Genomic DNA, 13,528 nt, shown 5'->3' with positions numbered 1-13,528 from the left:
TGCTACTATGATTTCTGGCTGGAGAGAATAGGGTTAGCGCCCGCAGAGCAGGCGCCAGCGGGTCAGAAGGACAGGGTCACGCCGGCGTAATACGCACGGCCTGGTTCGTTATAGGTCGATGCACCGTCATTTTCTCGGTAAATTTGCTTATCAAAGAGGTTGCTGATCCCGGCATTCAGGCGGAGATCTTTTGTCAGTTGATAGTTACTACCGATCCCAACGATGGAATAGGCGCCAATCTCTTTATCTGACATCGCATTCTGCTCTTTGCGGATTTCAGCATTTTCTCTTGGCTTCTGGCGGCCATACGTCGTCCAGCTAAGGTTCGCTGAAAGTTTGCTGTTAACCTGCCAGTCGAGCATCGTGTTGACGGTATATTTTGGGATAATCGACAGAGGGTTGCCGGTGTCCTTACTTTCAGACTGAATCATATACGTCGCATTGGTACGCCAGGTTAGCGTGTCGCGGATAACCGGGACGGTGAGGTTGCCTTCCAGCCCCTCAACAACAGCCTTTCCTCCGTTCTGCCACTGAAGGATATTTGCGCCGCTGCTTGTCTGGCCCAGTACATCCGTTCCTGAAACAATCTTGTTTTTGTAATCGTTGCGGAACCAGGTTATGCCAGCCTCGTAGCCTTCCAGCGCAAAGGCCAGGCCAATCTCTTTGTTCACGCTGATTTCAGGATCCAGATCCGGGTTACCTAACAGGTAACAGCTTCCTTCGGAAACGTTGTTCGGGCAGCCATTACCGCGGGTGGAAAGCAGATAGCCTTCGCTGGATTGATACAGGTTTGGCGCTTTAAATACCCGAGCGATACCCGCTTTAACCTTGAACATGTCACCCAAATCCTGAGAGAGGTTCAGGCTAGGACTCCAGTTGCTGCCAAACTGATTGTGATAATCAAAGCGGAGCCCTGGGATCAGGTTGGTGCCCTGGCGCGCTTCAATATTGTCCTCAAGATAGATGCCAGTGAGGTCAGCGCTGTTTTTGCTGTTGCGCTCAGAAGCCGTACCGGGAACGCCGTTAATCACTTCTCCCGACACATTTGTCGCCTGCATTGAGGCCGGATCGTTCAGTTCATCACGGTTCCATTCTGCACCCACGGTTAGCGTCTGTTCGACCAGCCAGAAGAAAGGCATGTTAAGTTCACCCGTTGAACGGTATGACTCCAGCCGGCTGGTATCGTATTTATCGCTATTGATCATCCCCTCAACTTTGCCCGTAGAGCCTTCTTCCAGGCGGGTGTTGTTGGTCTTTTCATAATAAACACCGAACTTAGACTGACCCCACTCCCAGATGCCGTTGTGCGTAATGCCATAAGACTGGCGGTACATTCGGTTCGTTTCGTGTCCATACAGGGACGACACCAGACCGTCAGGGCTGACGTTGCTGTTGCTGTATTGAGTATCACCCGCGTAGATATTGCCCTGGCGGCTGTAGCTGTAGTCGAAATCGATAATCTGCTGTGGCGTGAGTTTCCAGGAGAGCAGGGCATTAATGTCCTTGTTGCGCACGCCTTCACGCCCGGCGGCGTAAGAGCCGTTTTGCGCGGTGTTGATGTCCTGAGCATCTGCGTCAGTTTTGTTGATATTCCCGTACAGGCGCATCGTTAACGCATCGCCCGCAAGGGGGCCGCTCAGATCAAAATTAGCGCGTTTCGTCGCTCCCTCTTTATCATTTTCAGGCTGGTTAGTGTACAGGGAGAGCGAGCCGTGCCAGTCGTTGGTCGGGCGTTTGGTAATGATGTTGACGACGCCGCCGGCCGCCCCCGAACCATAGCGGGCGGCAGCAGGTCCCCGGAGCACTTCAATGCGCTCAACCATCTCTGGCGGAACCCAGTTGGTATCCCCGCGGGTGTCGCGCTCCCCGCGCCAGCTGTAGCGCACCGAGTTACGTGACGTCACCGGCACACCGTCAATCAGAATCAGCGTGTTCTCCGGCCCCATACCGCGGATGTCGATCTGGCGGTTGTTACCGCGGCTGCCTGTCGCGCTGTTTCCGGTGAGGTTAACCCCGGGCATTTTGCGAATAATTTCAGAAAGATCGTTCACCGGTGGATCCTTTTCTATGTCCTTTGCCGTGATGATGGAAACCCCCGGCTGTTGCTTCAGCGCCTCTTCAGCGGTGGCCTGAACAACCATTGTTTCACCATCGGCTAGAGGATCTTCCGCTGCGTGTGCGCTCTGATAAAGCGTTGAAAGAATGGCGAGCGTAAGTGTAGCCGGGGCAAATCTTATTATGTTATTCATCAACTCATTTCCATTTGTTAAAAATGCGATGACGAATATTAATGATAGTCATTCTCATTACAATAAAGTGACAGCAATCTCCATAAAATCTTCATGATTCAGACATTTTCGCAGGAAGGATGTAGAGAAAAGAGAAGGCGGGAAAAGAGGCCAGACCGCGTGGCGATCTGGCCAGAAGGATCAGTGCTTGTCATCCTGCGGCATGTGGCGATAAATATAAACGCCGCTGAGCAGGGTGAAGATAAGAGTCAGCGCCGTCAGGCCAAACACCTTGAAGTTGACCCAGATATTCTGCGGCAGCCAGAATGCGATATAGATATTCGCCAGACCACACAGAATAAAAAATAGTGCCCAGGCGATATTCAGACGCCCCCACACAGCCTGCGGCAGGGTCAGTTCTTTCCCCAGCATGCGCTGGATCAGCGGCTTCTTCATCACCCACTGGCTGATGAGGAGTGCGCCCGCAAACAGGCCGTAAATCACCGTGACCTTCCATTTGATAAATTCATCATTGTGGAAGAACAACGTCAGACCTCCAAACACCGCCACCATCAGGAAGGTGATGAGCGCCATCTTTTCAACTTTGCGATAGCGAACCCAGCTGTAAATCAGCACCACAGCCGTTGCCACAATCAGCGCCAGCGTACCGGCATAAATGTCGTACAGCTTATAAAAAGCGAAAAATACGATCAGCGGTAAAAAATCAAGAAACTGCTTCATTCTGCGATCCCAGTTACTGACGAATTAACATGTACAGGCGGAACAAATAGACCAGCAGCACGGCTGAAATCAGATTGCTCAGCGTATTGGCGACAACCGCTCCGACGTTTGGCGTTAACACCGCAAAATTCGGCGCAAACAGCAACAGCAGAGTTTTGGCCAGCAGCCAGCTGATAACGGCCGGGGCGACCAGTCGCATATTGGCCCATGCGAGCCTGATGCTGCTGCGCATGGCGGTGAAAATGCCCATTTTGTCCTGCACAACCATTACTGGCGCGAATGAAAGCACGATAGCCAGCAGCACGCCCGGAACGACAACCAACATTATCCCCATCTGGACCAGCAGCGTGGTCAGGAAGATGAGGATAAACAGTTTTGGCAGCACCGGAGCGCTGGCCCCGATTGCACGTAACGCGCTGACGCGTTGGCCGGCAGACACCAGCTGGATCATCAGCAACACGCCACCCGCCAGAATGGCGTTGCCAATCAGGCCCGAGAAGGTAGATGCCGCAGATGCGCGCAGCAAGATTTGCTGTTGCTCTGGCGTCATATTCTGCACAAGGTCAAACAACCCTGCGCTGCCTGCAAGATTTTCCCCCTGGCTCAGCGTGGCAATCTGTTCATCACTGGGTGAGAACGCATGACCCAGCACCACCGTAATAAAGGCGCACAACAACGCGATCAGTAAAAAGGTAATGAACTGATTGCGGAAAAAATTTCCCGTGTCACGGTAGACAGACTTCGCCGTGATAGACATGCACTCTCCTTGAGTATTGCAGGTGTTAATTAGCCGGCAATTGTACACCGGATAACACGCTGGTGGCAGCATCAAGGCTTGTATGGAAAAGCATATCTTTGTAAAGCGGCGGTAATCCATAGCGGGCGCGGGCGCGATTGCATGCCTCATTGACCTGCCCATCCTCTCCCGACATCGCGAAAGTGCGACACGGGCTGGGGCGATCCGCGTAAATGGAACAGCGGGTGGATACCCCAGGCTCACCTTGCAGTGCCACACAGCGGCTCTGTTTTTGGTTGGTGCCGCGCATACAGCGCAGAAAAGGGGTTAAGGGTTCAGTGAGATCAACCGGAACGGTGCCGCCGCCATCGCTGGCTTCAGCCCAGTAGAAAGAGACTCGAAAATACGCACAACAGGCTCCGCACGTCATGCACGGGTTATGATCACTCATGGCACACCTGCAAAAGTAGAACGCATCAAATCACATTGTGAGAGCGATAAATTATCCAGCCGCTACAGGAAGCGCAAGAGAGGGAAAACAGAAAATTTTGTAACCATGAGATGCCAAAAATTGACGCGGTAACAACTTATTGCTTTATGAGGTGTCACCAAAAATTAACCTAGATCAATGAATGTTAACTTACTGGTTTTAATGTGATCTGTGTTAGATCACTTATTACTCATTTGTGAGTATATTCTCCTCCGCAATTAAAACCACAACGATGGAGCGGATATGAAAAAATTAGCGGTGGCAGCCCTTATCTTAAGCAGTCTCTCTGGCGGCGCGTACGCGCATGAAGCAGGCGAATTCTTTATTCGTGCCGGTTCGGCAACGGTACGTCCAACGGAAGGGTCCGATAATGTACTGGGTATGGGCGGGTTTAACGTCAGCAATAACACCCAGTTAGGCCTGACGTTTACGTATATGGCAACGGATAACGTTGGCGTCGAGCTTTTAGCCGCCACGCCATTCCGTCACCGCGTCGGTTTAGGACCGACCGGGGACATTGCCACGGTTCACCATTTGCCACCAACGCTGATGGCGCAGTGGTACTTCGGCGATTCCAGCAGCAAGGTGCGCCCTTATATTGGTGCAGGGGTTAACTACACCACCTTCTTTGATGAGAAATTTAACGATACCGGTAAAAAGGCCGGGCTCTCCGATCTCAGCCTGAAAGACTCGTGGGGTATGGCGGGGCAGGTTGGTCTGGATTATCTGATTAACCGTGACTGGCTGATCAACGCCTCGGTCTGGTATATGGACATTGATACGGACGTGCGCTTTAAAGCTGGCGGGCAGCAGCAAAGTATCAATACCCGACTGGATCCGTGGGTATTTATGTTCTCAGCAGGCTATCGTTTCTGACAGAAGATATATCCCCTGTCAGCCGGTGATTGCTGTATGGTGGTTGTTCCATACACCTGGCTGGAGGGGATATCCCCAACATCAAATTTGAGTGTCCGGTTTGTGCAGGTAAACAGTTTCAGTTCACGACGTTCAGCCCAGCACATAGCCTACCTCACGGTGCTATCTGTTCCGTTTGCGGAACACGTCTCACCATTCATTCATGCCTGCCGAAGCTCAGACGACGACGGTGGCCAAAGCCAGTAAACTAGAAAAGGCCTCTGAGAGGCCTTTTTAGATCGTGAAGTCACTTCTGAATTAAATAACGAATGGTTGGTCCGTCCTGCTGGATATCCAGCACGGTATAGCCGTGATTTTTGGCATCAAGAGGAATGTTATTGATCGACTGGGGGCAATCGCTCACCACTTCCAGAATTTCACCTTTCTTTAGCTGCGGTAGCGCTTCAAGCGTGGCGACGGCCGGGTAAGGGCAAGGTTCACCCACCATATCGAGACGATAATCAGGCACGATCTCTTTCATGCGGCATTCTCCTGAGTTTCAGTTTTGGCGGTGGCGCGTCGGAAGAAGCGCTTCTCTTGTGCAACAACCAGTAAGAAGGCGATAAGCAGCAGGGCGTAGTTCACCAGGAGTCCTCCGAGTGGACCAAAGGTTTTCAGCAGGTTGACCTTGTCCCAGTTTGTTGCCAGTACCGGAGAGACGTCATCCCAGTAGTAGGCCAGAATGGTAGCGCCAATCACGTTACCCAGACCCACCCACCAGTAATGCACCTGGCCTTCCACAGCGCGATACATCCAGCCGGTTTCACACCCGCCCGCCAGCACGATGCCAAAACCAAACAGCAGCCCGCCAATGACGGCATTTGGGCCCGCCCACATGATTTTCGGTTCCACGCCGAGCTGAACGTAGCTGAAGATGCCGATCGCGCTCACGGCCATACCGGCAATGATCGCCTTCGCCATCATGGTGCGTCCGGTGATCCACATATCGCGAAACGCGGAGGTAAAGCAGATCTGCGCGCGTTCAATCAGCAGACCAAAACCGACGCCGAACAGCATGGCCAGGCCAAGTTTTGGCTGATTCATCGCCGTGCAAATCGCCCAGGCAACCATGGCAAAAAAGACCAGCATACCGAGGCGGAAGCGACGACGCGCCTGATCGGGTTTTTGCGTTAACGGAGAGGCAGCGCTAACTTTCGTCATTTTCACCGGAATGCGGAACAGCGGCAGCAGGGTGAATTTAGCACCGAAGTAGGAGCCGATGGCGGTGGCGACGGCAAAGAACCAGGCATGCAGCGAGAACTGCGGAATACCGGTAAAGAACGCGGCCAGATTACAGCCCATCGCCAGGCGGGCGCCAAACCCGGCAATGATGCCGCCGACCACGGCCTGCATAATGCGGATGCGGCTTTTCGGCATGCGCAACTTAACGTTGTTGGCCCACAGCGCGGCCGCAAAACAGCCGCCGAACATGCCAATGATCATCATCCCGTCGATGCGGGTCAGCGGTGTGCCATCAAGATGGATCAGTTTGAAGTAGCCCCACTCTTCGGCATGGACACCTGCCAGCTGTAATAGCTGCCCACCCCAGCGGGTAAACTCGCCCGTAACAGCCCAGAAGGTGCCGGTAATACCGAAATAATAAGTAGAGAGAATGCCTGCCGCGATAACGGCCGGAACAGGTGACCAGAACTTAACCAGGTAAGTCTGTTTGAAGGAATGCCATGACATGAATAACCTCTGAACTCAGAAGGGTAACGCTAAAAAGAGCCCAGATCATACGCTTACGCGAAAGTTTGGAAAGTCATTCACACCGAAAATATCGACAGGATCAATTTTGACCTGCTTCTTTCAGGAAGAGAGAAGGGAAAACCGCCTGACGCCGGGGCCAGACGGTGTTAACGGTTACGCCTTGCGCGTGGCCGCTTTCATGGATGTGACGAATGCGTGTAACTCAGCCAGCATCTGCTCTGGCTTATCCACGTTCTTCTCGATGATTTTCACGATAGCCGAACCGGAAATGGCTCCGGCGGCTTTCGCGTCAATTGCCGCAGTAACCTGATCCGGTGAGGAAATGCCAAAGCCCTGAAGCGGCGGTGCAGCATGGTATTCTGCCAGCTTCTCCACCAGATGATGCAGCGGCAGCGCGGCTTTGTTTTCCGCACCGGTGACGCCCGCACGGGAGAGCAGGTAGGTGTAACCTCGTCCGTAAGAGGCAATCTGGCGCAACAGATCGTCATCGGCATTCGGTGGACAGATGAAAATCGGCGCGACGTTGTGGCGCATTGCCGCCTGACGGAATGGCGCAGACTCTTCAACGGGCACGTCAGCCACCAGCACGGAGTCAACGCCCACGCGGGCGCACTCTGCGTAAAACGCATCAATACCGCGGCTGAACACCAGATTGGCGTACATCAGCAGGCCGATCGGAATGGTCGGGTGCTTCTGACGGATCGCCGCCAGCATTTCAAAGCACTGGCTCGGCGTCACGCCCGCGGCAAACGCGCGTAGCGTTGCGTTCTGAATGGTCGGGCCATCCGCCAGCGGATCGGAGAACGGAATACCGAGCTCCAGCGCGTCGGCACCGGCATCAATCAGGGTGTCGATAATCTTCAGCGACTGCTCCGGGCCGGGGTCGCCCAGCGTCACGAAGGGAACGAAGGCGCCTTCCTGGCGAGCTTTCAGTTGTGCAAATGCGTTGTCGTAGCGTTCCATCAGATTTCCCCTCGTGCTTTCAGAATATCGTGAACGGTGAAGATATCTTTGTCACCGCGACCGGAAAGGTTTACCACCAGCAGCTGCTCTTTTTCCGGGTTTTCCTTCATCATTTTCAGCGCGTGCGCCAGCGCGTGGGAAGACTCCAGCGCCGGGATGATCCCTTCATTGCGGCACAGCGTTTTGAAGGCCTCCAGCGCTTCGTCATCGGTGATGGAGACATAATCCGCGCGGCCGGTGCTGTTCAGGAACGCGTGCTGCGGCCCTACGGACGGGAAATCCAGCCCGGCAGAGATCGAGTAAGACTCCTCAATCTGCCCTTCATCGGTCTGCATCATCGGGGCCTTCATGCCGAAGTAGATCCCCACGCGGCCATGCTTCAGCGGCGCACCATGCTCGCCCGTTTCAATACCGTGGCCGGCAGGCTCAACGCCAATCAGCCCAACGCTGGTTTCGTCGATAAAATCGGCAAACATGCCGATGGCGTTAGATCCGCCGCCAACGCAGGCGATCACCGCATCCGGCAGGCGACCCTCTTTTTCGAGGATCTGCGCTTTAGTCTCTTCGCCGATCATGCGCTGGAATTCACGCACGATGGTCGGGAACGGGTGCGGGCCCGCGGCGGTACCGAGCATGTAGTGGGCGGTTTCGTAGCTGCCAGACCAGTCGCGAAGCGCTTCATTACAGGCATCTTTCAGCGTGGCAGAACCGCTGTGCACCGGGATCACTTCCGCCCCCATAAGACGCATACGGAACACGTTTGGCGACTGGCGCTCAACGTCCTTCGCCCCCATGTAAATGCGGCATTTCAGACCGAGCAGGGCGCTGGCGAGCGCTGAGGCCACACCGTGCTGTCCCGCGCCGGTTTCGGCGATGATTTCGGTTTTACCCATCCGCTTCGCGAGCAGCGCCTGGCCAAGCACCTGGTTAGTTTTATGCGCGCCACCGTGCAGCAGATCTTCACGCTTAAGATACAGCGTAGTTTTAGTGCCTTCGGTCAGGTTGCGGCACTTTGTCAGCGCCGTCGGACGACCGGCGTAGTTTTTCAGCAGGTCGGTAAACTCCGCCTGAAACGCCGGATCTTTCTGTGCGCTCACGAACGCTTCTTCCAGCTGGCGCAGCGCGGGCATCAGGATTTGTGGGACATACATCCCACCGAACTCACCAAAATACGGGTTAAGTAATGTCGTCATCTTCTCTTCCTTAATATGCACGCAGAGTTTTAAATACCGATGCCAGCTTGCTGGCGTCTTTAATGCCCGGTTGGGACTCTACGCCTGAATTGAAATCGAGGCCTGCGCAGCCGGTTTTGGCCGCTTCCACACAGTTATCGGGGCTTAATCCCCCCGCCAGCAGGACATTGTCCAGCACTTCGCCACGCAGCAGTGACCAGTCAAAACGCTGCCCCGTGCCGCCCTGGCCGTTGTCGAGCACGTATTTATCAACATGCTTCAGGTTACGCGCGGGCAGGGTGGCGCCAACGCTTTGCGCTTTCCAGATCTGAACCTGAGGCGCCAGAACATGTCGCAGAGCATCGATGTACGCCTGATCTTCATCGCCGTGCAGCTGGATCGCGCTCAGGGATAACGCGTCCGCTTTTGCCGCAACTTCGTTAATATCCGCATTGCGGAACACGCCCACGTAGCTCAGTGGCGCAGCCGCCATCACCTTGCGCGCCTGTTCTTCATTTGCTGCGCGAGGAGAGGACTCAACAAAGATCAGACCACCATAGATTGCGCCCGCTTCATATGCGGCCTGCGCATCCTGTTCACGGGTCAGGCCGCAGACTTTGTTCTCACCCAACAGTACGCGGCGCACGGCCGCGTTAAGGTCTTCGTGTTCCATCATTGCGGAACCTATCAGGAAACCGTTGGCAAAGTGGCTGAGTTCGCGCACCTGAGCGTAGCTGTTAATCCCGGATTCGCTGATCACCGTGACGCCCGCGCCCAGACGCGGCGCAAGCTGGCGCGTACGGTTGAGGTCAATCGACAGGTCGCGCAGGTCGCGGTTGTTAATGCCGACCACTTTGGCTTCCAGCGCGATGGCGCGCTCCAGCTCCTCTTCGTTGCTCACTTCGGTCAGCACGCCCATATTCAGGCTGTGCGCGACGGCGGAGAGCTGGCGATACTGCTCGTCATCCAGAACGGAGAGCATCAGCAGGCAGGCATCTGCCTGGTAAAAGCGCGCCAGCCAGATCTGATACGGGTCGATAATAAAGTCTTTGCACAGAATCGGCTGCGGCGCGATGCCGCTGACAACGGGCAGAAAATCGAAGCTGCCCTGGAAATATTTCTCATCCGTCAGCACAGAAATGGCAGACGCATGATGCTTGTAGATACCGGCAATACGCGCCGGGTCGAAATCGTCGCGGATCACGCCTTTGGACGGAGACGCTTTTTTACACTCCAGAATAAACGCGGTACGCGCGCCCTGGAGCGCATCATAAAAACGACGGCTGCTCGGAACGACGTCATTCTGAAAACTGGCGAGCGGCTGCTGTTGCTTACGGGCTTCCACCCAGATGGCCTTATCGGCGACGATTTTCGCTAAAACGGTCTGCATTATTTACCCTCTTGCCGCAAGTGCGGTAACGCGATCGTAAGCTGCACCGGAGCGCAGTACGTCCAGAACTTTTTGGGCGTTGGCTTTCAGATCTTCCTCGCCATGTAAACGCATCAGCATGGCTACGTTGGCCGCCACGGCGGCCTCATGGGCGGCCTCACCTTTACCTTGTAATAAGCGCGTGAGAATGTCACGGTTTTCTTCCGGCGTGCCGCCCGCCAGGGCGTCCTGATGGTACGGGGTCAACCCGAAGTCAGCGGCCTCAAGCTGATAGTTCAGCACTTCGCCGTTATTCAGTTCCGCCACCAGCGTGGGCGCATGCAGGGAAACTTCATCCATCCCGCCGCTGTGTACCACGGCGGCGCGTTGGTAACCGAGGACGCGCAGCGTCTCCGCAATCGGCAGGACCAGTTCCGGGCTGTAAACGCCAATCAGCGCCAGCGGCGGGTGCGCCGGGTTAATGAGTGGACCGAGCACGTTAAACAGCGTACGGGTTTTGAGCTGCTGGCGAACCGGCATCGCGTGGCGGAAACCGGTGTGATACTTCGGCGCGAACAGGAAACAGACGCCCAGGTCATCCAGCGCTTCACGGGAACGCTCGGCGTTCATGTCCAGGTTGATACCGAAAGCCGCCAGCAGGTCGGACGATCCTGAACGGCTGGACACGCTGCGGTTGCCGTGTTTCGCCACCTTCAGACCGCATGCCGCGGCCACAAAGGCGCTGGCGGTGGAAATATTGATACTGTTACTGCCGTCGCCACCGGTCCCGACAATATCGGCAAACGGATAGTCCGGGCGCGGGAACGGGGCGGCATTTTCCAGCAGCGCGGTTGCCGCGCCGGCGATCTCCTGCGGGCTTTCGCCACGTACCTTCATGCTCACCAGCGCAGCGGCCAGCTGCTCAGGCTTCAGCTCGCCGCGCACGACGGCGGAGAACAGCTGATGGCTCTCCTGCTGGCTCAGGGTCTGAGCCTGATACAGTTTTTCCAGAATCGGTTGCAGGGTGTTGGTCTGCTCCAGCTTTTGTAGCGCCCAGTCGAGCGTTTGCTCCAGCAGACGCGCGCCGTTGGACGTCAGGATAGATTCCGGGTGGAACTGCATCCCGCAGACGCGATCCGCATCGTGACGCACCGCCATCACCATCCCTTCAAACGAGGCGTTAATGGTCAGCCCGGCCGGAATGTTGCTGCCGACCAGCGAGTGGTAACGCGCTACCGGAAGCGGGTTCGGCAGACCGGCAAACATCGCCTGACCGTCATGTTCAATACTTGACGCTTTACCATGGAGGATCTCCCCCGCCTGACCCACGTAACCGCCGTAGGCTTCGACAATCGCCTGGTGGCCGAGGCAGATGCCGATAATCGGCAGCTTGCCGCGCATACGGGTCAACAGCTCAGGCATACAGCCTGCTTCGCTCGGTGCGCCTGGGCCCGGGGAGAGCATCAGCACCGGGTTTTGCATGGTCGCCAGACGGTCAATTAGCGTCTGGGCCGGAACGTGGTTGCGATAGATAACGACATTGTGACCATTCGCACGCAGCTGATCTGCCAGGTTGTAGGTAAAGGAGTCGATATTATCGAGCAGCAGAATGTCAGCCATCAGAAAATCTCCTGTGCATGGTGTGCGGTAGCAATGGCGCGCAGTACCGCGCGCGCTTTACTGCGGGTTTCGTCGGCTTCCGACTGCGGAACAGAATCCAGCACAATTCCGGCCCCGGCCTGGACGGTGGCAATGCCGTCCTCAACGTAGGCGGAGCGGATCACGATGCAGGTATCAAGGTCACCGTGAGCGGTGAAATAGCCCACGGCACCACCGTAGCTGCCGCGACGGCGTCCTTCCGCTTCGGCGATCAGCTGCATGGCGCGGACTTTCGGCGCGCCGCTCAGGGTGCCCATGTTCATGCAGGCGCGGTAGGCATGCAGAACGTCGAGGTCGTGGCGCAGTTCACCCACCACGCGGGATACCAGGTGCATGACGAAGGAGTAGCGGTCGACTTTGGTCAGGTCCGCCACGTAGCGGCTGCCTGGGGTGCAAATACGTGCCAGATCGTTACGCGCCAGGTCAACCAGCATCAGGTGTTCGGAGAGCTCTTTATGGTCGGTACGCATTTCCAGTTCGATGCGGCTGTCGAGATCGCGGTCCAGGGAGCCATCGGCACGACGGCCGCGTGGACGGGTTCCCGCTATCGGGTAGATCTCAATCTGGCGGCTGGTGGCGTCGTACTTGAGGGAGCTTTCCGGCGACGCGCCAAACAGGGTGAAATCATTGTCCTGCATAAAGAACATGTACGGGCTTGGGTTGCTCTTTTTCAGCACATCGTAAGCCGCCAGCGGCGACGGGCAGGGCAGTGAGAAGCGACGGGACGGCACTACCTGGAAAATCTCCCCGGCACGAATCGCTTTTTGCATCTGACGTACCACCGCGCCGTACTGATCGTCGGTCTGACTCACCTCGCAGGTCATCTTTTCAACACGCTGCACCGGGAGCGCGGGCGGTGCTTCTGACATCTGCTGTTGCAGTTGGGCGATGCGCTGCGCGAGGCGATTTTTCTCAGACTCAGACGGAGTGAAAAGGCTGGCCTGGATGCGGGTATATTTTTTCTGATGGTCGATCACCAGCAGGGTTTCGGCCAGGTAGAAACAGTAGTCCGGGCAGCGGTTTCCCTGCTCGGTTTCCGGTAAATCTTCAAAGCCAGCAACCAGGTCGTAAGCAAACAGCCCGCCAAAAAACATTGCTTCGCGCTCAACTTCCGGCACGGCCACCAGATTTTGCAGCAGGCGAAAGGCGTCAAAAACGGAGAGCGAGCAGAGGCGGGCATCCTCATCCAGCAGCTGGCTCACCGGCGGGAAATGCAGAATACGCAGGTCCGGGTGGCGTTCATTTTCAATGCCTGAAGGCAGCGCCGCATCCAGCAGCGGCAGGAGCGACGCGCCATTGTCAGACAACGCCCTGATAGTGACGGTGTCACCTAACGCGGTAATGCGCAGCGCGCTGTCAACCAGCAGCAGGCTTTTGAGGTCGTCCTTACTGTCGATATCAGCTGACTCCAGCAGCAGCGTCGCGGGACGTGCGCCGCACACCTGATGAAACAGCGCGGTAGGGTTATGGCGATAGGCCGCCTCGCAGGTCAGCAGTTCGAGATGAGGTTTGGCTGTTTGCATGTTGTTGTTCTCATATTCTGTT

General features: G+C 55.9%; 12 protein-coding genes. 1 reads left to right on the top strand and 11 read right to left on the bottom strand.

Going from position 1 to position 13,528, the window contains the following annotated elements; translation table 11 throughout:
• Positions 1 to 62: 62 nt before the first annotated feature.
• From KTH07_RS10335 to KTH07_RS10320, 4 genes are all read right to left on the bottom strand, one after another.
• The gene (locus tag KTH07_RS10335) at positions 63 to 2,249 is read right to left on the bottom strand and encodes a TonB-dependent siderophore receptor (protein WP_023303841.1); all 2,187 of its coding nucleotides are present in this window, start codon (positions 2,247 to 2,249) and stop codon (positions 63 to 65) included.
• Between the two features lie 180 nt (positions 2,250 to 2,429).
• Positions 2,430 to 2,969, bottom strand: a complete 540-nt coding sequence (locus tag KTH07_RS10330; RefSeq protein WP_003856762.1) for a septation protein A — start codon at positions 2,967 to 2,969, stop codon at positions 2,430 to 2,432.
• A 13-nt stretch (positions 2,970 to 2,982) separates the two neighbouring features.
• Complete coding sequence (locus tag KTH07_RS10325; protein ID WP_015570376.1) at positions 2,983 to 3,726, bottom strand: YciC family protein; 744 nt, start codon at positions 3,724 to 3,726, stop codon at positions 2,983 to 2,985.
• A gap of 25 nt (positions 3,727 to 3,751) precedes the next feature.
• Positions 3,752 to 4,156, bottom strand: a complete 405-nt coding sequence (locus KTH07_RS10320; protein ID WP_017384228.1) for a YkgJ family cysteine cluster protein — start codon at positions 4,154 to 4,156, stop codon at positions 3,752 to 3,754.
• 282 nt (positions 4,157 to 4,438) lie between these two features.
• Between KTH07_RS10320 and ompW the strand changes: the two genes are divergently transcribed.
• A complete protein-coding gene (gene ompW / locus KTH07_RS10315; RefSeq protein WP_023303840.1) occupies positions 4,439 to 5,071 on the top strand; it encodes an outer membrane protein OmpW in 633 nt (210 codons plus the stop codon).
• Positions 5,072 to 5,357: 286 nt separating this feature from the next.
• Here ompW and yedF read toward each other — a convergent pair whose 3' ends face one another.
• From yedF to KTH07_RS10280, 7 genes are all read right to left on the bottom strand, one after another.
• Complete coding sequence (yedF, locus tag KTH07_RS10310; RefSeq protein WP_003856774.1) at positions 5,358 to 5,591, bottom strand: sulfurtransferase-like selenium metabolism protein YedF; 234 nt, start codon at positions 5,589 to 5,591, stop codon at positions 5,358 to 5,360.
• Positions 5,588 to 6,799, bottom strand: coding sequence for a selenium metabolism membrane protein YedE/FdhT (yedE, locus tag KTH07_RS10305; protein ID WP_032619570.1), 1,212 nt, complete (start codon positions 6,797 to 6,799; stop codon positions 5,588 to 5,590). Before yedE ends, yedF begins: the two co-directional genes overlap by 4 nt.
• Positions 6,800 to 6,973: 174 nt before the next feature.
• Positions 6,974 to 7,783, bottom strand: a complete 810-nt coding sequence (trpA, locus tag KTH07_RS10300) for a tryptophan synthase subunit alpha (RefSeq protein ID WP_015570379.1) — start codon at positions 7,781 to 7,783, stop codon at positions 6,974 to 6,976.
• Positions 7,783 to 8,976: a tryptophan synthase subunit beta gene (gene trpB, locus KTH07_RS10295; protein ID WP_003856780.1), complete on the bottom strand. Its 1,194-nt coding sequence runs from the start codon at positions 8,974 to 8,976 to the stop codon at positions 7,783 to 7,785. The genes trpA and trpB overlap by 1 nt, the downstream gene beginning before the upstream one ends.
• Before the next feature lie 10 nt (positions 8,977 to 8,986).
• Entirely contained in the window at positions 8,987 to 10,345 is a 1,359-nt protein-coding gene (gene trpCF / locus KTH07_RS10290; RefSeq protein WP_023303838.1) for a bifunctional indole-3-glycerol-phosphate synthase TrpC/phosphoribosylanthranilate isomerase TrpF, read from the bottom strand.
• Positions 10,346 to 10,348: 3 nt separating this feature from the next.
• Complete coding sequence (gene trpD / locus KTH07_RS10285; RefSeq protein WP_017384223.1) at positions 10,349 to 11,944, bottom strand: bifunctional anthranilate synthase glutamate amidotransferase component TrpG/anthranilate phosphoribosyltransferase TrpD; 1,596 nt, start codon at positions 11,942 to 11,944, stop codon at positions 10,349 to 10,351.
• Complete coding sequence (locus KTH07_RS10280; protein WP_015570383.1) at positions 11,944 to 13,506, bottom strand: anthranilate synthase component 1; 1,563 nt, start codon at positions 13,504 to 13,506, stop codon at positions 11,944 to 11,946. Before KTH07_RS10280 ends, trpD begins: the two co-directional genes overlap by 1 nt.
• Positions 13,507 to 13,528: the final 22 nt, after the last annotated feature.

The organism is Enterobacter cloacae complex sp. ECL72, assembly GCF_019056635.1.
In the GTDB taxonomy this organism is placed as follows: domain Bacteria; phylum Pseudomonadota; class Gammaproteobacteria; order Enterobacterales; family Enterobacteriaceae; genus Enterobacter; species Enterobacter hormaechei_C.
This window is presented reverse-complemented; position numbering and strand designations above follow the sequence as displayed.

What these genes read in the sequence shown, in the direction of transcription:
- KTH07_RS10335 (WP_023303841.1), bottom strand. Translation starts at nt 2,249, where the DNA reads ATGAATAACATAATAAGATTTGCCCCGGCTACACTTACGCTCGCCATT.
- KTH07_RS10330 (WP_003856762.1), bottom strand. Translation starts at nt 2,969, where the DNA reads ATGAAGCAGTTTCTTGATTTTTTACCGCTGATCGTATTTTTCGCTTTT.
- KTH07_RS10325 (WP_015570376.1), bottom strand. Translation starts at nt 3,726, where the DNA reads ATGTCTATCACGGCGAAGTCTGTCTACCGTGACACGGGAAATTTTTTC.
- KTH07_RS10320 (WP_017384228.1), bottom strand. Translation starts at nt 4,156, where the DNA reads ATGAGTGATCATAACCCGTGCATGACGTGCGGAGCCTGTTGTGCGTAT.
- ompW (WP_023303840.1), top strand. Translation starts at nt 4,439, where the DNA reads ATGAAAAAATTAGCGGTGGCAGCCCTTATCTTAAGCAGTCTCTCTGGC.
- yedF (WP_003856774.1), bottom strand. Translation starts at nt 5,591, where the DNA reads ATGAAAGAGATCGTGCCTGATTATCGTCTCGATATGGTGGGTGAACCT.
- yedE (WP_032619570.1), bottom strand. Translation starts at nt 6,799, where the DNA reads ATGTCATGGCATTCCTTCAAACAGACTTACCTGGTTAAGTTCTGGTCA.
- trpA (WP_015570379.1), bottom strand. Translation starts at nt 7,783, where the DNA reads ATGGAACGCTACGACAACGCATTTGCACAACTGAAAGCTCGCCAGGAA.
- trpB (WP_003856780.1), bottom strand. Translation starts at nt 8,976, where the DNA reads ATGACGACATTACTTAACCCGTATTTTGGTGAGTTCGGTGGGATGTAT.
- trpCF (WP_023303838.1), bottom strand. Translation starts at nt 10,345, where the DNA reads ATGCAGACCGTTTTAGCGAAAATCGTCGCCGATAAGGCCATCTGGGTG.
- trpD (WP_017384223.1), bottom strand. Translation starts at nt 11,944, where the DNA reads ATGGCTGACATTCTGCTGCTCGATAATATCGACTCCTTTACCTACAAC.
- KTH07_RS10280 (WP_015570383.1), bottom strand. Translation starts at nt 13,506, where the DNA reads ATGCAAACAGCCAAACCTCATCTCGAACTGCTGACCTGCGAGGCGGCC.